19 protein-coding genes are annotated in these 16,961 nt (G+C 56.9%); 9 read left to right on the top strand and 10 right to left on the bottom strand.

Annotated features, from left to right (window positions below):
* Positions 1 to 26: 26 nt before the first annotated feature.
* The 8 genes from ACR2TX_RS24250 to ACR2TX_RS24215 form a co-directional block, all read right to left on the bottom strand.
* Positions 27 to 1,244 (bottom strand): DUF3618 domain-containing protein, encoded by a 1,218-nt coding sequence (locus ACR2TX_RS24250; protein ID WP_077729359.1) that lies wholly within the window; start codon positions 1,242 to 1,244, stop codon positions 27 to 29.
* 129 nt (positions 1,245 to 1,373) lie between these two features.
* Positions 1,374 to 1,823, bottom strand: a complete 450-nt coding sequence (locus ACR2TX_RS24245) for a DUF2383 domain-containing protein (protein WP_077729361.1) — start codon at positions 1,821 to 1,823, stop codon at positions 1,374 to 1,376.
* A 48-nt stretch (positions 1,824 to 1,871) separates the two neighbouring features.
* The gene (locus ACR2TX_RS24240; RefSeq protein ID WP_077729363.1) at positions 1,872 to 2,294 is read right to left on the bottom strand and encodes a phage holin family protein; all 423 of its coding nucleotides are present in this window, start codon (positions 2,292 to 2,294) and stop codon (positions 1,872 to 1,874) included.
* A gap of 91 nt (positions 2,295 to 2,385) precedes the next feature.
* Positions 2,386 to 2,844 carry a hypothetical protein gene (locus ACR2TX_RS24235; protein ID WP_086134271.1) on the bottom strand — a complete coding sequence of 153 codons (459 nt, stop codon included), beginning with the start codon at positions 2,842 to 2,844 and terminating at the stop codon, positions 2,386 to 2,388.
* Positions 2,845 to 3,464: 620 nt separating this feature from the next.
* Positions 3,465 to 4,496 carry an SDR family oxidoreductase gene (locus ACR2TX_RS24230; RefSeq protein ID WP_077729366.1) on the bottom strand — a complete coding sequence of 344 codons (1,032 nt, stop codon included), beginning with the start codon at positions 4,494 to 4,496 and terminating at the stop codon, positions 3,465 to 3,467.
* A 136-nt stretch (positions 4,497 to 4,632) separates the two neighbouring features.
* Positions 4,633 to 5,073 (bottom strand): DUF2383 domain-containing protein, encoded by a 441-nt coding sequence (locus ACR2TX_RS24225; RefSeq protein ID WP_077729367.1) that lies wholly within the window; start codon positions 5,071 to 5,073, stop codon positions 4,633 to 4,635.
* A 43-nt stretch (positions 5,074 to 5,116) separates the two neighbouring features.
* Positions 5,117 to 5,635 carry a hypothetical protein gene (locus tag ACR2TX_RS24220; RefSeq protein WP_077729368.1) on the bottom strand — a complete coding sequence of 173 codons (519 nt, stop codon included), beginning with the start codon at positions 5,633 to 5,635 and terminating at the stop codon, positions 5,117 to 5,119.
* 231 nt (positions 5,636 to 5,866) lie between these two features.
* A complete protein-coding gene (locus ACR2TX_RS24215; RefSeq protein ID WP_077729369.1) occupies positions 5,867 to 6,058 on the bottom strand; it encodes a CsbD family protein in 192 nt (63 codons plus the stop codon).
* 273 nt (positions 6,059 to 6,331) lie between these two features.
* Between ACR2TX_RS24215 and ACR2TX_RS24210 the strand changes: the two genes are divergently transcribed.
* The 8 genes from ACR2TX_RS24210 (at position 6,332) to ACR2TX_RS24175 (ending at position 11,834) form a co-directional block, all read left to right on the top strand.
* Positions 6,332 to 6,490, top strand: a complete 159-nt coding sequence (locus ACR2TX_RS24210; protein ID WP_077729371.1) for a DUF1674 domain-containing protein — start codon at positions 6,332 to 6,334, stop codon at positions 6,488 to 6,490.
* Positions 6,491 to 6,587: 97 nt separating this feature from the next.
* Complete coding sequence (sdhC, locus tag ACR2TX_RS24205) at positions 6,588 to 6,956, top strand: succinate dehydrogenase, cytochrome b556 subunit (protein WP_077729372.1); 369 nt, start codon at positions 6,588 to 6,590, stop codon at positions 6,954 to 6,956.
* A gap of 20 nt (positions 6,957 to 6,976) precedes the next feature.
* Positions 6,977 to 7,357: a succinate dehydrogenase, hydrophobic membrane anchor protein gene (gene sdhD / locus ACR2TX_RS24200; protein ID WP_210024001.1), complete on the top strand. Its 381-nt coding sequence runs from the start codon at positions 6,977 to 6,979 to the stop codon at positions 7,355 to 7,357.
* Between the two features lies 1 nt (position 7,358).
* Positions 7,359 to 9,146, top strand: coding sequence for a succinate dehydrogenase flavoprotein subunit (gene sdhA / locus ACR2TX_RS24195; RefSeq protein WP_347258325.1), 1,788 nt, complete (start codon positions 7,359 to 7,361; stop codon positions 9,144 to 9,146).
* Between the two features lie 10 nt (positions 9,147 to 9,156).
* Positions 9,157 to 9,939, top strand: a complete 783-nt coding sequence (locus ACR2TX_RS24190; protein WP_156880676.1) for a succinate dehydrogenase iron-sulfur subunit — start codon at positions 9,157 to 9,159, stop codon at positions 9,937 to 9,939.
* Positions 9,940 to 10,029: 90 nt separating this feature from the next.
* A complete protein-coding gene (locus tag ACR2TX_RS24185; RefSeq protein ID WP_240502445.1) occupies positions 10,030 to 10,314 on the top strand; it encodes a succinate dehydrogenase assembly factor 2 in 285 nt (94 codons plus the stop codon).
* Between the two features lie 25 nt (positions 10,315 to 10,339).
* A complete protein-coding gene (locus tag ACR2TX_RS24180; RefSeq protein WP_133717410.1) occupies positions 10,340 to 10,693 on the top strand; it encodes a protein YgfX in 354 nt (117 codons plus the stop codon).
* A gap of 448 nt (positions 10,694 to 11,141) precedes the next feature.
* Entirely contained in the window at positions 11,142 to 11,834 is a 693-nt protein-coding gene (locus ACR2TX_RS24175; RefSeq protein ID WP_077729379.1) for a 2OG-Fe dioxygenase family protein, read from the top strand.
* A 478-nt stretch (positions 11,835 to 12,312) separates the two neighbouring features.
* Here ACR2TX_RS24175 and ACR2TX_RS24170 read toward each other — a convergent pair whose 3' ends face one another.
* Entirely contained in the window at positions 12,313 to 14,052 is a 1,740-nt protein-coding gene (locus ACR2TX_RS24170) for a hypothetical protein (RefSeq protein WP_434130861.1), read from the bottom strand.
* A gap of 288 nt (positions 14,053 to 14,340) precedes the next feature.
* Here ACR2TX_RS24170 and ACR2TX_RS24165 point away from each other — a divergent pair, with 288 nt between their 5' ends.
* The gene (locus ACR2TX_RS24165; RefSeq protein WP_156880679.1) at positions 14,341 to 15,594 is read left to right on the top strand and encodes a cysteine desulfurase-like protein; all 1,254 of its coding nucleotides are present in this window, start codon (positions 14,341 to 14,343) and stop codon (positions 15,592 to 15,594) included.
* A 176-nt stretch (positions 15,595 to 15,770) separates the two neighbouring features.
* On the opposite strand, the gene ACR2TX_RS24160 is transcribed toward ACR2TX_RS24165, so the two are convergent.
* Complete coding sequence (locus ACR2TX_RS24160; protein WP_143735104.1) at positions 15,771 to 16,886, bottom strand: hypothetical protein; 1,116 nt, start codon at positions 16,884 to 16,886, stop codon at positions 15,771 to 15,773.
* Positions 16,887 to 16,961: the final 75 nt, after the last annotated feature.

Here is a 16,961-nt window from a genome sequence, read left to right as displayed (position 1 = left end):
CGGTTAACCGGCTTGAGGACCGTCGCTTACGGCGTGTTCGGAGACTCGTAGCCGGGTCCTCGGCTCATGGAGCCGGACATCCGGCGATCGGGCATGCCGTGCCGCCGCTCTCCGGCAGGCGGTACTCGCGTGACGTTTCCGATCGTCTCGGCCAAGAATCCCTTGCGGCGGTCGCTTACGCCTCCGCGGCGCTCGCCCATCGGTGGCACGCCTTTCATGGATTCGGCGGCGGCTGCCTCACCTCCCGTGGCTCGTGTAACTCCGCCCATACCTTCGGTGGTCGTACCGCCGGCCGTGGTGCCTCCCACCGTAGTTCCACCGGTGCCGATGCCGGTTTCGCCGCTTTCCATGCCATGAAGTATTTCGCCCGAACTCGAGCCAGCCGTAATCGGGCTGCTCTCGGCTTCGGTCGGACCCTCGTGCATCGGGCCGGCGGTAGCCGGTTCGCGTTCGGCTTCGACGGCGCCCTCATGCATGATTTCCCGGCCGGTTTCGCGAGCTTGACGCGCCAATCGGTCTCTCGTCTCTCCCATCATTTCGTCTTCCATGCGTGTGCGGGGCACGGCGGCACCGAGCGCCGCTCCGATGGCGATCCCCAACACGCCCAGGACCAAGGGTTGTTCCTGAACGATGTGCTGATACTGGTCTTGGGCCGCATGGCCGAGTCGTACCGCCTGATCCTGCGCTCTGTGAGAGACTTCTCCGGCTTTTTCGCGGACGCTGCTCATGGTGTCGCCGACGGAGTGCCGAACATGGCTCGCCTTTTCGCCGAGCGTTTCCCGGACATGGCCGACGGTCTCCGATACTCTGCCTTTGGCGTGTCCAAGCTTTTCGCTCATGGCGCCTTCGCCCTTGGTTCCGCCCATGCCGTGGGAAACGGACCGTTCTATCTCGCCATGGCTGCTATGCAGACTTTCCATGCCGTGAGAAGGCTTCATGAGCCCAGAAACGGATCGGCCGCCTTTGCCTTTGGTTCGGCCCGACAGCGCCAGCCAAGCGAGCCCGGCGCCGAGCAGAGTCATCGGAATCGGATTTTCCTTGACGACAGTCCCGGCACTGGTGCCGAACCGTCGCAAATTTTCGTTTATCTGCTTCTCGTCCAGATAGTTCAAGGCTTGATCCAGGAGCTGTCCGGGCGAAAATCGCTCTTGAATCGTGTCCAGAGTCTCCGCCATCTGGCTTCGTGTCCGTTCGATATCGGTTTCGATTTGTTCGGGACTTCTGGTCTCGTCATATGTAGCCATAACATTCTCCACTATGCTTGCTAGAGAGCACCCGTCCCAGTCGTAGCCTGGGGGGACGCTCTTTAGAACTATGCTGATAGGATGTCCTCAAAACAGTCGGACTACCCATTAATCGCCATCGAAATACGGTCACATCAGTGTCAATCGCTCTTCGATCCAGGCCCGGTGCCTCCGTTCGTCCGCCAGATTGCGCTCCAGCAGCGGACGGGCTTGAGGCAAGATATCGGTCCGCTGGAGTGCCTGGCTGTACGCCTGGTTGGTGTCGTCCTCATTGGATTTCATGGCCTGGAGAATGCCTTTATCGCCGGCAATGTTGCCGATGATGACCTTGCCTTGCGTCAAAACGGCTTTGAAGTCGGCCTCGGTAGGCGGCATTTGGCCAAGATCGCGTACGATGCGACTCAGTTCCTGGATATGGCGCTGGTGATCGCTCATGAATTCACCGAGCCGATCACCGACGGCACCATCGTCGATCCTTTTAATGGCGGCTTCGTATGCGGCGACGGCATCGAAGTCGAGCTCGATCAAATTGCAGAGCGTTTCGATGAAGGATTCCTCATTTCCGATTAGGGTAGGCATATGGTTCCTCGCTCGTCCGAGCGGTTCTCTTTTCTTAACGATGACGAGTTACTTGATATGCTCACGCAAAACTTCCGAATCTCTGCGGAGTGACTCGCCGGACTTCTTTGGCATCAAGTTTTTCGCCTTGAGATTGCTGCGGCCTTTTTGCAGCAATACCAAGCCGATGATGAGAACGATCGATCCGACGATCAGCGGCGACAGCCACGGGTTGTCGACAGCGACGGCTCCCATGATGTCGTTGAGGGCGGCGACCGCTGCGAGCAAGAGAGTCAAAAACCCTGCAAACACGATCGCACCGCCCACCGTCAGCGAGCCGACCCCGGCACCTGCTTCCGACACTTTCTCGGAAAGCTCCGCCTTCATCAATTGTCCCTCTTGACGGACGAGAGTCGACAACTCCCGCGTAAAGTCCGTTAGGAGTCCGGCAAGCGAAGAATCCTTCTTGCCTGTAACTTCATCTGGTTGCATGACAGCACTCCTCTCATAAATGGTTGTGCCGGCGCCTTTGACGCCGGATGTTTCGCGTGTCGGATATGTAGCCCTTTTGGAATCGGAAACCTCAGTGGGTATATCGGGTTTCGGTTCCCACGCGCTCCGTGGAGCCATACGCCGGCTCGGTTTCTCTCCGTTCTGCCGAGCTCTTGAGAAATCGTGAAAGCATGAAACCCACGAGTACGCTTCCACCGAAGAAGACCCCCGGATTTCGGCGGGCGAAGTCCTCCGTCTTTCTCATCATGGTGCGAAGATCTCCTTCGCGAATGGTATCGACCATTCTGTCGAGAGCTCCCGCCGCACGATCGACATAGCGGGCGGTCGTACCTTGTTCCCGCTCGTTCAACTGTTGAGCGGTTCGATGCAAGGCTTCCGCCATGCCGCCGACTTCCGAGGCCGCGGCGTTGCGCTGACCCCTGAACAATGATTCACCTCTTTGCTTGGCTTCTTCCTTCAGCCGTTGCATTTCGTGCTTGATTTCGCCGGCTACTTCCTTGGCTTCGGTCTTAATATCCGACGAACGCATTTCCGCGCTGCCTGTGGTACCCATTCCAGTACCGGACTGAGTCGAGGAGGCAGGTTTGGTGCTATCTAAATCAGTATCTACGTTAGCCATGACATCACCTCGCCTTCTGATGGTTGATAATTGACAAATTATTCTTCGAGATACCAGGAAAAAACAGTCGTATTAATTCGTATTCTTAGTTAAAAATCATGGTTTTCCGATAAACTAGAACTGCTGGTATATTCCTTTTGGCAAATCGATCTAAATACCTTGACGATCTGTGAGAAGGTAAATAAGACCAGGTTATGAATGTTTTTAAGAAGATGGTCTAAAGCGGCTGGCGAATACGTACTTGAAGGGTGATATGGAATAGTATAAGAACGAATATATTGCCCTTATGAACAACAGGCGGCCTGTTGTTTTGTCTCTTGTCTACAACAAGTTGGGAAAAAGACTAAAAATACAAAGCTAAGTTGCCGATCTCCAATGATGGTTAAACCGAGGCCCGCCTCGATACCGAGTCTTGATATAGGTTTAAGACCATTGATAGGGATTGAATATCCCTGATGTCGAGGTAACGATGGCTCGTACGTGCGGACATCTATTTCCGAATGAGACCCCGCCTCCGGGAGAGGTTCAGGCTATTTATCGGGATTCGGTAGAACGTTGCCGGCTTCGGCAGTTCGTGGCGTCGAGCGTCTGGAGGAGTTCAGGTAAAGCGCCGCGCCAAGACCGGCGAGCAGGGCCAAGGTGCCCGCAGTCCAGGCCGTCTTTCGATAGCGTTGTTGATGGGGTTCCAGCCAGCCGCCGCGCACGGTGTCGAATTCGGGCATGGGTTCGAAAAGGTTTCCGGGCGAATCCGGTCCGGGCCGGTCTTGAAAGTGACGTCGCTCCACCTTTCTTGCCACCATCCGTTCCGCCAGCGGCGGCGCAAGATTCCACATGGCGATCATGCGCCCCGCGTTGCCCACGGTGACCTCCCTCTTCGGATGGCGAATCGTCTCCAAGATCGCCTCCGCTACGTCTTCGGGCGCATAAACCGGCGGCATCGCCTGAACCGCTTTTCCGGAGTAGTTGGCGGCATGTTGGAACAACGGGGTATCGATGGTTGCAGGCAGAATGGTGCACACGTGAATGTCGGGCGTATCGCGAAGCTCCATGCGCAAGCTTTCCGAGAATCCGGTGATGGCGAACTTGCTGGCGACATACGCGCTGGCATACGGCGCCGCCACTTTCCCCACTACCGACGCCACGTTGACCAATACACCGTATCCTTGCTTGTGGAAATAGGGCAGAACCGCCCGTGCACCGTGAACATAACCGAAGAAGTTGGTTTCGATGACGCGTCTAAATGCATCCGCAGGCGCGTCCTCGAACCGGGACAGCATGGTAACGGCGGCATCGTTGACCCACACGTCGATTCGCCCGTAAGTCTCGATGGCACGGCGCGCCAATTGCCTGACTTGCTCTTCGTCGGTGACGTCGGTCCTTACCGCCAACGCGCGTCCGCCGATTTGCTCGCATTCCCGCACCACTTCGTGCAATACGTCCGCTTGGCGGGCCGCCAGCACGACCGTTCCATGCTGTTCGGCGACCTTCATCGCCGTCGCTCTGCCGATGCCGCTGGACGCTCCGGTAATGACGATCACGGAGTCGGCAATATTCAATCGCATGGAAACGTCCTCTCATTCCAGCCGGGCACCGACTCGAAGATCGGTATAAATCGCCGAAACAAACGAGGCGCGGTGGACAGAGCGCCGCAGCGAGATTCCCTCTCTATCGGCTCTCTGCGGCCGCGCCGCAACAGGATCAGGTGGTCCCGATGAGCCTGTTCAGAACGTTGAGGTGTTGCTGTTGTCTCGGCAACAGCGTGGTTTGAATCAAGTTTCGGACATCGGCCGGAATATCCGCATCCAGCAGGGCTTCCTGATAATCCTGAATACCGTTTTCCTCTCCTTGGCGGAGGGCGGTGAGAGCCGCCTTATCACCCAATAATTTGGCGCCGCCCATGACCATTTTGGACCAGGTTCCCCAGGCTCCGGAGTCCTCCGTGGGTTTGCCTCCGGACTGAATGATCCGCTCCCTGAGCTTGTTGGCGGAGTCTCGATGATCTTCGCAAATCGAAGAAATCTGCTGCACTTCTCCAACCTGCGGCTCATTGCGCAATTTATCCAGAGCCTGTTGATAGGTTTCGACGGCGGATATTTCGTCTCGCAATAGGGTATTAAGTTTGGATTCGTCCCATGGCATATACGTCTCCTGATGTTTGCTCCGAAGCGAAGTTGTCCGCTGGTTAGGTGACGCTCGCTTCTCCGCTCACTGCGATGTCTTCCGCATTAGCCTGTTCGAAAATCTCTTTGGCTTTGGACCTTTGGTGGCTGTCAGTGGTATGCACGGAAATCAGAATGTTCCCGCTCTTGATCTTGCCCTCGTAACGTTTGGCTTCGTACTCCGGAATTCCCATGCCGACCAGAGCTCCGATGATTCCTCCGGTTGCTCCGCCGATAGCTGCGCCAGTCAGTGCCGCCGCGATAGGTCCGGCAGCGATAAAGGGGCCGACACCAGGTATTGCAATAGTGCCGATTTCTGCAAGCCAACCGAGCACGGCACCCACGCCCATGCCTGCGACTCCTCCGGCGGTAGCTCCCTCCGGCGCCTTGGTGTGCTGCTCGTGGGCGAAATCTTTGGTCGTGGACTTATCGGGAAAAAGGACGGAGATATCGTTGTTTGAAAATCCCGAGGACCTCAAACGATCGATAATCAACTCGGCTTGTTCTCTCGTCTTGGCGACACAAAATACGGCTTTTTCCATGTCAATCTCCTTATGAAAATTGCGTGATTAGAATATATTGACGCAAGAAGATACCGAAATGGCTTGAGTTATATCTTCAATTTATCAGCAAAAGGTAACTACCTTAAAAGCGGCAATGCCCCACTTATTCTATTCAAGTAGTCGACGCGCTAGCTGACGGTGCATCCCTGATTGGTGGCGCTCGGGGAGCGTGGAAAAACGGCGTTACCGTCAGCTAGCCAAGTATTCGATTTACATCTTCATACCTTCTACTTGCCTTTCCGCTTCTTCACGGGCTATCCCGTATCTTTCCTGAATCTTGCCTATCAGTTTTTCTCTTTCGCCATTAATCTCGTCGAGCTCATCGTCGGTCAACCGACCCCATTGAGCTTTAATCGTGCCTTTGACTTGTTTCCAGTTTCCTTTGACTTGATCCCAGTTCATGACATTTCTCCAAATATTCGCCATCGACAAAGCATCTGCCCTGACTGGCTCATAACGTTGCGTACATATACGTATTGACGAAATATGTACCTTTCTTCGACCGTATTTATTCCACCGGTCGAAAGTTTGTAAAAGTTCGACAAAACCTCTCGCGAAAGATTCCTTACTGATAATATTTTCGGACGCCAGCCGCGAAGAGTGTCGCGAACGGCTTGTGATCACTTCCCTGCCAAGGTATAAAAGCCATAAAACAGGCTTCGGAGGAGTTGTGTCATGACTGAGGAACTCAAGTCCTCAAACAGCGATCAAGAATTGGAGAATGGGCAAGCGACAAAATCCGAATCGCAAGCTGCTCCGCGCAAGGACGCAGAGCGCCCAGAGCCTACCCGCTACGGAGATTGGGAAAAGGACGGACGGTGTATCGATTTTTAGTTTCCATGCACGCGGTTCTCGGCGCGTCCGGCAAAGATTGCTGGGCGCAGGTTTGCCATCGCAGCCAGGAACAAGACCTTAGGTGTTTCGCCAAGTTATGAGTGAGCGTCCGCTGTCGCCCCATCTTCAGATTTACCGCTTGCCGCTGACCGCGGTCTTGTCGATCACGCATCGAATAACCGGAGTGTTATTAAGCGTCGGCCTGGTTTTTTGGGCAGTGTGCCTGATGGCCGTCGCCGAGGGAGAGGCTCAGTTCGCCTGGATACAAGCCGTTCTGCGCTCGTTGCCGGGGCAATTACTGTTGTGGGCCTGGCTTTTTTCTTTGTTCTTTCATTTTTCCCATGGCGTCAGACATCTAATCTGGGACACCGGGCACGGTTTCGATCGTGACACTTTGGATCGGTATGCTTATTTGGAGTTGGTCGCTGCGGTGTTGCTGACCCTGGGGTTATTCCTACTCACATGATCACGATTTTCTAAGGGCCCATGAACTATCGATCACCGCTTGCCCGTGCCCGGGGACTCGGCTCGGCCAAACAGGGAACTCATGAATGGTGGCGGCAGCGGGTGACCTCTATTGCGCTGATTCCTCTGATATTTTGGCTTGCGCCCGTAGTCGTTTCGCTGCCTCATGCCGATTACGAGCAAGTCGTTCGGTGGATAGCGACGCCTTGGAACAGTATCTTCCTGTTGTCTTTCATCATTCTGGTCTTCTATCACGCCACGCTGGGGTTGCAGGTGGTGATGGAGGATTACATTCATACCGAATGGCTGAAAATGCTCAGCATTCTGGGCATGAAGCTGGTTTTTTCCTTTCTGGCGTTGGCGTCGCTCTATGCAACGCTGCGCGTCGTATTCATGGGGTAGCATGACCAAGGCCTACGAGATCATTCGCCATACCTATGACGCCGTGGTTGTCGGAGCCGGCGGCGCGGGTTTGCGCGCGGCGCTGGGACTGGGCGAAAAAGGTCTGAAAACGGCGTGCCTTACCAAGGTCTTTCCGACACGCAGCCACACCGTGGCGGCTCAGGGCGGTATCAGCGCCGCATTGGGCAATATGGGCGAGGACGATTGGCGCTGGCATATGTACGACACGGTGAAGGGGTCCGACTGGCTAGGCGATCAGGACGCGATCGAATACATGTGCCGCGAGGCGATTCCCGCCGTCATCGAGTTGGAGCATTACGGCGTCCCTTTTTCGCGTACCGAGAACGGCAAGATTTATCAGCGCGCTTTCGGCGGCATGACCACCCATTTCGGGAAGGGCTCCGCCCAGCGCACCTGCGCGGCGGCGGACTTTACCGGCCACGCCATTCTCCATACGCTCTACCAGCAATCGCTCAGGCACAAGGTGGAGTTCTTCACCGAATACGTCACTCTGGATCTCATCATGGACGAGGGCGAATGCCGCGGGGTGCTCGCATGGCGCCTGGATGACGGAACCTTGCACCTGTTCCGCTCGCACATGACGATCCTCGCAACCGGCGGTTACGGGCGTTGCTACTTCTCCTGCACGTCCTCGCACACCACGACCGGAGACGGCAACGCCATGGTCCTGCGAGCCGGATTGCCGCTCCAGGACATGGAATTCGTGCAGTTCCATCCCACCGGGATCTACGGAGCCGGCTGCCTGGTCACCGAAGGCGTGAGAGGCGAGGGCGGTTATCTCACCAATTCCGAAGGCGAGCGTTTCATGGAGCGCTACGCGCCCCACGCCAAGGACCTGGCCTCGCGCGACGTGGTGAGCCGCGCCATGACACGGGAAATCCTGGAGGGGCGGGGTGTCGGGCCGGACAAGGATCACATCTACCTGCATCTTGAACATGTCGATCCTGCGGTAGTCGAAGAAAGGCTGCCCGGCATCAGCCAGACCGTCATGATCTTCGCCGGCGTGGATGTTACGAAGGCGCCGATTCCGGTCATTCCGACCGTCCATTACAACATGGGCGGCATTCCCACCAATTACAAGTGTGAAGTGGTCACGCTGAAGGACGGCAACCCCGAGACGCCGGTGCCCGGCTTGATGGCGATCGGCGAGGCGGCTTGCGTGTCCGTGCACGGGGCGAACCGGCTCGGGTCCAATTCCCTGCTGGATCTGGTCGTGTTCGGGCGGGCGGCGGCATTGCGTTGTGCCGAGCTGATCCAGCCCAAGCGGCTCCACAAACCGCTTCCGCCGGATGCTTACGATCCGGCGCTGGCCCGCTTCGACCGGCTGCGCTACGCCAAGGGCTCGCGGAAAACCGCGGACATCCGCCTGGCGATGCAGAGGAGCATGCAGAGCCATGCGGGCGTATTCCGGACGGGCGAGGTGCTGCAGGAAGGCGTCGACCAGTTGAAAGGCGTCATGGACTCCTTTCAGGATGTGCGCGTTTCGGATCGTTCGCTCATTTGGAATACCGATCTGGTCGAAACCCTGGAGCTCGAGAATCTTCTCGCCCAGGCCATGGTGACCATCGCCGGAGCGCTCAACCGCGAAGAGAGCCGGGGAGGGCATACCCGTGAGGACTTTCCCGAACGGGACGACGAAAACTGGCTGAAACACTCGCTGCTGTGGCTCGATGAGCGTCACAATGTCCGTATCGATTATCGTCCGGTCCACCTGTACACCCTGACCGACGAGGTCGAAGTCATTCAGCCGCAAAAGCGGGTGTACTAGAGTAAAGGTTATGGGGCTTTTTTCACTACCCAAGAATTCTACGGTCAAACCCGGCAAGGTATATTCGGCGCCCGAGGGCGCCACCAATGTCAGGCGATTCGAAATCTACCGCTACGATCCCGAGTCCGGAGAAAATCCGCGCCTCGACGTTTTCGAGGTCGATCTGGATCGCTGCGGGCCGATGGTGCTCGACGCCATCATCAAGATCAAGAACGAGATCGACAGCACGCTGGCGTTCCGCCGCTCCTGCCGGGAAGGCGTGTGCGGTTCGTGCGCCATGAACATCGACGGACACAACACCCTGGCTTGCACCATGGCGATCGCCGATTGCCGAGAGGTGATAAGAATTTACCCTCTGCCGCATCAGCCGGTGATCAAGGATCTGGTGCCCGATCAAACCCACTTTTTCGCCCAATATGCCTCGATTCGGCCGTGGATTCAGACTCAAACGCCGCCGCCGGCCGATCGGGAGCGTCTTCAGAGCAAGGAGGAGCGAAACCGGCTCACAGGCTATTACGAGTGCATATTGTGCGCATGCTGCTCGACGGCTTGTCCCAGTTACTGGTGGAACAGCGAACGCTACCTGGGGCCTGCGGTTCTGCTGCAAGCCTATCGGTGGATCGTGGACAGCCGGGACGAGAACACCGGCGAGCGGCTGGACGAACTGGAAGATCCGTTCAAGCTGTACCGTTGCCACACCATCATGAACTGCACGCATGTCTGTCCGAAAAATCTGAACCCGGCCAAGGCCATCGCCGAAATCAAGAAGCTCTTGATCGAGCGGCAGCGTTGAGAGAGGGTGAAAAAAACGTGGCGAGCGGCCCATATTCGCTACGAGAAGCGCAGGCGTACAGGGGGTACGTTGAGCATCGCAGGAGCGAATATGGGCCGCGCAGTAGTTCTGTTCACCCTCTCTGAGCCGATGAAAGCGGCCCAGCTCCGATGGCGCTGCCGCCGCGGCATGCGGGAACTCGATCTGCTGTTGCAGCGCTACCTGGATAGTGCTTACGATCAAGCGCCGGAAACGGAAAAATCGACCTTCATCCGGCTTCTCGATGAACCGGACGAAAGGCTTTGGCGCTATCTTTATACCGACTGCGTCCCCATAGATTCATCGCTGGCCGAGCTTGTCCTCAAAATCCGTTCCGCCTCTCCGTCTTCTTCTTAATCCGTCCCGCAGCCTGGCCGTCGCCGTGACAGCGGTTCACGCATTGGCGGCGTTTGCGTCCCTGGCCAACCCGCTGCCGGCGTGGACGAGGCTGGGGCTGCTCGGCGCCGTGTTGTTCAGTTTGTTCCTTTGTCGTAGGGAATATTCATTGAATCCGGCCGTCAGGGAACTGGTCCTCAAACCGGGAGGCGAATGCGAGATCTTCCTGCGGTCCGGTATGCAATCCGGAACCGTGCTGGACAGCAGCATCGTCACCACGTGGATAGTCATTTTGCACATTAAAACCGAAACGAAGACACACGCCGTTACGGTGTGCCGCGACGGCATGGACGCCGAGTCCTTCCGGATGCTTCGGGTCTATCTTCGCTGTCGGTATTAGTTTGCGATCGATGGGGTTCGCAGGTTCAGCCGATCCTCTACATACTGCGATTGGAAAATCAGAAAGCGCACAAGACATGATGCCGCTAAATTGCCGGAAGAATATTGAAATGGCGCTGATCGAATACGCATCCTGGCACATATTCACGGCAGCCGGTATTTCTTGCAGTAGTCCGGGTAATCTGAAACTTCTGCCGAGTTTATGGGTCGAAGTTTATAAAATCAGGCGCGTAATCTGTTATCGGATATACGTCCGAACGCGTAACATTATGGTTACGATATTCGCATGAAAGTATCTCACGCTCTTATCGTGCCGATAAACACATAAACTGGCGATCTTATGCCATGTTATAAAGTACTAGGCACGCAGAACTGTTCTACGACGACAAACGGTATCAGGAATTCAAGAGAATAGTGGGAGGCCACCTTTTTTAGGGAGAGCGTGCCCTATGCAAAAAGTATTTGGATCGACTGGATTCGAATTCGGTTTTCTGTTCGTCATGCGGGCGGAAAGAGCCATGGATCCGGAGGCTTTTGAGCCGTTTTTCAGCAGTCTTCCCGTCGACCCTTATATCAAGGGTGACTATCGTCTTCGAAAGCTATCACGGTTCAAGGTTTCTGAGGATGGCATCGTTAAAATGCCGCATGGCTTTCTTTTCCAACCCAAAGAATATAATCCCCTGGTCGGCGGTATAAAACGAGAATTTTCCGAATTGGATGAGGAGCTCGTCAATTTCGGAATGTTCAAAAGCCTACTATCGATATTCAGAGATTTTTGCAGTCTCGATATTGGTACCGAAATAGGCGTTCATCAGATACGAACCACATGCTCCCCGGATAACTTTGGAAATCCGGCGCCAGAAGGTATACACAGCGACGGTGCCGACTTTGTTTGTATCTATTCTATTGACCGGAGAAATATTCAGGGTGGGGAAACGCATCTGTACAAAAATAAAACCGGTAATCCTGTTTTTGACAAAATCTTATACCCTGGAGAACTTTTGTTGATCAACGACCGGAAGTTCTTCCACTATACCAGTCCTATCCAACCTATTGGGAAGAGCGCTGGCCACCGGGACGTATTTGTTTTGACATCTCCGAGCTTGCTTATGGATTCCCGAGAAACGGCAGTTGACCGCTGAGATGGAGCGGAAAAGTCCTCGCGCATTTTTCACCGCGGTTTAGCAGTGGGCATCGCAATGTGTAGGTCGGCAATCCTTTGCCGACAAAGGCCCTCGCCGACGGCGGGTGTCGGCAAAGGATTGCCGACCTACTTCGGGCGCTAAGCCAAACTGCAAAAGCGGGAGTTTTGTGAAGCAGGTTTCCAAACGGGAGCATGGGAAACCTGCTTTACCTGCGTAGATTCCGAAGGGGGCGCTTTATTAATCAGGTCCGTAAATACCCTCCTGGTATTTCGGGCCGCCGCCCAAGCCGGTACACGCCCGGCCTGGGCTCACGCGGCTTGTCGCCGCGCCGGGGCATCCCTGCCCCGGATTAACCCGGCCTATATTTATAGGCCGGGTTAATAATCCCGATTCTTCGACGGGGCTCAGGACCCACGGCCTTAGCTTGCCCGAACCGCGACACCCGTGGTCGACTCTGTCCCGTCCGGAAGCCTCGTTAACGTACCAACCGCTCCAAGCGGCGCAGAATCCCGTCGGGTTCGGCCACCGCCATGCCGGCGATGGCATCGGCACGCGCCTGAGTGTCCGCGACCGCGTAGATTCGCAGTTCGTCGGCATTGCCGGAAGGCCGCAGATGGGCCACATCCCCGTTGCCGAATCGTATGCGTACCCCGTCGATGAAATTCAGGGTCGTAATGGCGCCGAAACCGAGATCTGCCGTGAAGAAACCGGTGAGTTCCCGCCGAATCGCATCGAGTTTAGGAATTCCCACATCCGCGGTTTCGAGTTTCCGGCCGTCTGTACTCAGCACCGAGGTACCGTCGGGCGAGAACCGAACTTCGCCGATGGCTGGCTCGGAAGGCGAGAAACGTTTGACGATCTCGAGGCCGACCGATCTCGGAAACTGCTTGAGCAGTGCGGCGCGGCTGTAGCGTTTGGGTAATGAAGCGAACAGCTCGGTTAGACCGAGTCCCTGTTCCCGGCCGGCACAAAGCACGGCGAGAATGGGCAGGACGGCGTCGCGCGTGGGCAGCGCCTTGAGGGTCTTGCCGTTCCTGAGGATATCCGAGCCGGTCAGAAATCCGCCATTGGCTTCCCAGCCGCAGACTGCTTTTTTGCCGCGCGCACGCGCGGCTTCCATGCCGGCAATGACGAACGGCGAACCGATGCGCGTCTTGGGTTCGGTGATGTCCTTAAGTGCGCCTCGGTCTATGCCATCGTTGCAGCTGATCGGCACGACCGCGGCATCTGCCCCCAAATATTCCGCCGTAATCATCCCCACCAGATCGCCCCCGAAAAAGCGTACGGCGGAGGTTTCGGGATCCACGCCGAGAATCAGCGGACGATCGCTGTCGCCATCGGTGGAGACTACGGCATCGATCCGGCCGTGTTTCGCCACGGCTTCGTCGAACAGCGTCTGAATAACCGTGAGCTGTTCCGCATTGATGTTTTCGGTATCGATCGGGACGAAGGTTTCGCTGCGCCCGGCGACGACGACCTCGGCGCCGAGTTCGCGCAGGATTTCGACCACGAGATCCCGTCCCACGGCCGAATGCTGGTACACCAGGAGGCGTAGCCCTTTCAGCGACTCGGCACCGAAGAAATCCGCATAGCGCTTGATGTAGGCGGTGGCGGCCTCGCCGCTTTCGGCGGAGAGTTCGAGGTGGCCAGCCTTGAACTGCCCCTGCTCGTCGAACAGGGAATCGGCAAAAGACTGGCCGTATAGCTTTTCCCGCACCTCCCGCACCTTTTCGTTGATGGGCTGCTCATGCTGTTTCAGCAGTTCCCCGCGCGACGTGTTGGTCTTGTAACCGTTGCGGTCGAAAGGGATGTGGCTGCCCGTCACCATGATGCTGCCCTTGCCGCGTGACACGGCATAGTAGGTCAGTGCCGGCGTCGGAATGCGGCCGAGATTCACCGGCCTCATGCCGGCGGTGCGGATGGCGCGCTCGACGGCCTGGGCAATTTCTCCGCGCCGAGGTTCCCCGTCGATGAAGCGGCTGGAACTGGGGCGCAGATCGTAGGCGAAAAAGAAATCCTCGCCGCGCACGATGCCGCCCTCGGCAAGCGGCAACGACTGCAGGTATTCGAGCTCGGCGAGGGCGTTGATGAAGATTTCCAGTTGGCTGAGGTGAATCAGCAGGCCACGGCGCCCGCTGGTTCCGAATTGTAGTGTTTGCGGCTCATGCTCCAGCCGCGAACGAAGCGATTCTTCTCGAGGAATAACGGATGTCATGTTGGGCAGGTGTGTCCATGGTTCGAATATCGCCTAAGTGTTCCATCAACCGGGCGACTGGGCAAGCCGAGCGCAGATCCGACCGGGGAGAACGACGGACTTTGAAAAACTGGTCACAGGCTGATTTCAAACCAAATCGAAACCACCGCCCCGGATTCGACCGAAACGAGCGTCTCATCCTTCGCCGGCATCCTTTGTGTTAACCTGTCCGCGGCCCAATGCTAAGACCGACGAAAAACCGGTTGGCGCTCCGATGGACAGGCCGACCGTATCACAGAGGAGTCCGCCATGGCATCTTTTGATCTCGAATGGATACGTTCCCAGTTCCCGGCACTCGCTCAAGGCATCGGCAGCCAGCGCCTCGTTTTCTTCGATGGACCCGGCGGAACCCAAGTGCCTCAATCGGTGATGGATGCCATGAGCCGCTATCTGGCAACATCGAACGCCAATGCGCATGGCGCTTTCGTCACCAGCCGGCGGACCGATGAGCTGATCGCCTCGGCTCGCTCCGCAGTCGCGGATTTTTTGGGTTGCAGTGCCGATGAAGTGATCTTCGGCGCCAATATGACCACGCTCGCCTTCGCTTTCAGCCGAGCCATAGGGCGCAGCTTGAAGCCCGGCGACGAAATCGTCGTGACGCGGCTAGACCACTACGCGAATGTTTCCCCCTGGTACGCGTTGGAAGAAGTCGGCGCGGTGGTTCGTGTCGTCGATATCCATTTGGAAGACTGTACACTCGACATGAGCGACCTGGAGCGGCAGCTCAGCGAGCGGACCCGCGTGGTCGCGATCGGATATGCTTCCAACGCGGTCGGCACCGTCAACGACGTTGCTAAAGCGGTACGTCTGGCCCATGCGGTCGGCGCGCTGGTTTTCGTCGATGCGGTTCACTACGCACCGCACGGCCCGATCGACGTACGCGCCCTCGATTGCGATTTTCTCGCTTGTTCCGCCTACAAATTTTTTGGTCCGCATGTCGGCATCCTGTTCGGCAAACGCGAGCATCTCGCCCGCTTTCGGCCTTACAAAGTGCAACCGGCTCCGGATGAAGTCCCTTCGTGCTGGGAAACCGGAACCCTGAATCACGAAGGCTTGGCCGGGCTGATTGCGACGATCGATTATTTGGCGGAACTCGGCCGGCGTGTTTCGTCTTCCCCAGAAAACCGCCGCGACGCCTTGATCGTGGCGATGGAAGCAAGCCGGCAATACGAACGTCGCCTGAGCGAACGCTTGATTCAGGACCTGTTGCAAATAACCGGCCTGAAGCTTTATGGCATAACTGACCCTGCTCGCTTCGACTGGCGAACGCCGACCGTTGCCATAACCCTAGCCGGCCACACGCCCTATGCGGTCGCCGAACGATTGGGCGATCGCGGCATCTTCACCTGGCACGGCAATTTCTATGCGCTCGGCCTTACCGAAAAATTGGGCGTCGAATCGACGGGCGGCCTGCTGCGAATCGGGCTTTTGGCCTACAACACCTTCGACGAGATCGATTGTTTGTTGAATGCGCTGGACGAAATCAGCGCCGCTTCGGCCTGAAGCGGCCGAAGCGGCACTTTTTATTTCCTGGTCAGCGTATCGTTCCGCCATTGCCGGTATGCGGGGCGATTTCTAAAACGATCCCGCGATATCGCCGATTGCTGTTTAGGACGGAATCTTCCCGGCCGTTTGCACAGCGATCACCGTTCGCGATCAAAGGTGCCGCTCCATCGACCCTATCGTCGCCGCTGTCCGTCCGTAGCGCCGTCGTCGTCGCCTTCATCATTATCGTGATCGTTGCCGCCGTCGGTCGGCGTAGCGACGGCTACCCCTGTCGGCTCCACGATATTCGGATCGGTAATGGAAGTCAGCAAGGCGCCGGTGTCGGCGTCGTACACGTTCAGGGCGTTGGCGAAGTATTCCGGGACGTACAGCTTGGTCCTGTTCGGATGCAGTGCCATTTGATCCATCCCGTAGAATCCGAACGTCACCGAAATTGGAATCGACAACTGCGGCCTGGCGCCCAATTCCGCTGTCGCGGCCTTATAAGAGAAAACATCCACGAAACCGTCGTAGCTGCTTCTGGCAAAAACCCGGTCCCCGGCCGGATCGACGAAGCCCGAAATTCCGAAGTTCCCGGATAGGGCGCTTGTATTGACTCGCTTCAACCCCGGCACCGTAAACGAGGTTATATCGCCGGACAAAGTGGTGACGACGAGACCCGAGCGACCGTCCGGGGCGCAAAAGACGTTGTTGGGTTCGTCATTGAGAGACAAGACCTCGCCGGTATCCGTTAAGGCGCCGTCGCCATCGATCGTCAGCCGGCGCACCGTCCCGCTGGTAGAGGTCGCCAGCACCGAACCGTCGCGGCAGATATCCACCGAATTGGTGTCGGAGTCCACCGATAAGGTTTGGATTTCGCGCTGGGCGGCGATATCGATGACCGAAATCGGTTGAACGGCGTTGCCATCGGACGCCACCAAATATTTGCCGTCGGGGCTGATCGACAGATCCTCGCCAAAATTGGAGATGCGAATCGGATTGGTGCCCTCGGCAAGGCGGGGAGGAGATGCGGTCAAGTCGATGACGGAAACTTCATTATTGAAGTTGGTCACAAAACCCCGTTTCTGATCCGGCGTGATGAGCACATCGCCGATGGTGCCCGGAGGTATGGGCACCGTTCCCAGCACGCTATCGGTGTCCGCATCGAATACCGTGACCGTGGATTCGGTGTTATCCGCCACCATACCGAGAGTCCTGGCGGAAACCGCGGGCGACTGTAAGGCCAAGGCCATGACCGCGCCATTGAGTACCGCCATCAGGCGCATCCTTTTTCCGTAATCGTTTGTCATGATTATCCATCCCTGTCGATGTGAGAGACAGCCGCCGTTTATGCGGCCTCCAAGTCCACGCTGCCGCTATGGCGA

The organism is Methylocaldum sp. GT1BB, from assembly GCF_051027545.1.
Classification (GTDB): Bacteria; Pseudomonadota; Gammaproteobacteria; order Methylococcales; family Methylococcaceae; genus Methylocaldum.
The sequence above is the reverse complement of the archived record's forward strand: the minus strand, read 5'-3'. Positions and strand labels throughout refer to the sequence as shown.

What these genes read in the sequence shown, in the direction of transcription:
- ACR2TX_RS24250 (WP_077729359.1), bottom strand. Translation starts at nt 1,244, where the DNA reads ATGGCTACATATGACGAGACCAGAAGTCCCGAACAAATCGAAACCGAT.
- ACR2TX_RS24245 (WP_077729361.1), bottom strand. Translation starts at nt 1,823, where the DNA reads ATGCCTACCCTAATCGGAAATGAGGAATCCTTCATCGAAACGCTCTGC.
- ACR2TX_RS24240 (WP_077729363.1), bottom strand. Translation starts at nt 2,294, where the DNA reads ATGCAACCAGATGAAGTTACAGGCAAGAAGGATTCTTCGCTTGCCGGA.
- ACR2TX_RS24235 (WP_086134271.1), bottom strand. Translation starts at nt 2,844, where the DNA reads ATGCGTTCGTCGGATATTAAGACCGAAGCCAAGGAAGTAGCCGGCGAA.
- ACR2TX_RS24230 (WP_077729366.1), bottom strand. Translation starts at nt 4,496, where the DNA reads ATGCGATTGAATATTGCCGACTCCGTGATCGTCATTACCGGAGCGTCC.
- ACR2TX_RS24225 (WP_077729367.1), bottom strand. Translation starts at nt 5,073, where the DNA reads ATGCCATGGGACGAATCCAAACTTAATACCCTATTGCGAGACGAAATA.
- ACR2TX_RS24220 (WP_077729368.1), bottom strand. Translation starts at nt 5,635, where the DNA reads ATGGAAAAAGCCGTATTTTGTGTCGCCAAGACGAGAGAACAAGCCGAG.
- ACR2TX_RS24215 (WP_077729369.1), bottom strand. Translation starts at nt 6,058, where the DNA reads ATGAACTGGGATCAAGTCAAAGGAAACTGGAAACAAGTCAAAGGCACG.
- ACR2TX_RS24210 (WP_077729371.1), top strand. Translation starts at nt 6,332, where the DNA reads ATGACTGAGGAACTCAAGTCCTCAAACAGCGATCAAGAATTGGAGAAT.
- sdhC (WP_077729372.1), top strand. Translation starts at nt 6,588, where the DNA reads ATGAGTGAGCGTCCGCTGTCGCCCCATCTTCAGATTTACCGCTTGCCG.
- sdhD (WP_210024001.1), top strand. Translation starts at nt 6,977, where the DNA reads ATGAACTATCGATCACCGCTTGCCCGTGCCCGGGGACTCGGCTCGGCC.
- sdhA (WP_347258325.1), top strand. Translation starts at nt 7,359, where the DNA reads ATGACCAAGGCCTACGAGATCATTCGCCATACCTATGACGCCGTGGTT.
- ACR2TX_RS24190 (WP_156880676.1), top strand. Translation starts at nt 9,157, where the DNA reads ATGGGGCTTTTTTCACTACCCAAGAATTCTACGGTCAAACCCGGCAAG.
- ACR2TX_RS24185 (WP_240502445.1), top strand. Translation starts at nt 10,030, where the DNA reads ATGGGCCGCGCAGTAGTTCTGTTCACCCTCTCTGAGCCGATGAAAGCG.
- ACR2TX_RS24175 (WP_077729379.1), top strand. Translation starts at nt 11,142, where the DNA reads ATGCAAAAAGTATTTGGATCGACTGGATTCGAATTCGGTTTTCTGTTC.
- ACR2TX_RS24170 (WP_434130861.1), bottom strand. Translation starts at nt 14,052, where the DNA reads ATGACATCCGTTATTCCTCGAGAAGAATCGCTTCGTTCGCGGCTGGAG.
- ACR2TX_RS24165 (WP_156880679.1), top strand. Translation starts at nt 14,341, where the DNA reads ATGGCATCTTTTGATCTCGAATGGATACGTTCCCAGTTCCCGGCACTC.
- ACR2TX_RS24160 (WP_143735104.1), bottom strand. Translation starts at nt 16,886, where the DNA reads ATGACAAACGATTACGGAAAAAGGATGCGCCTGATGGCGGTACTCAAT.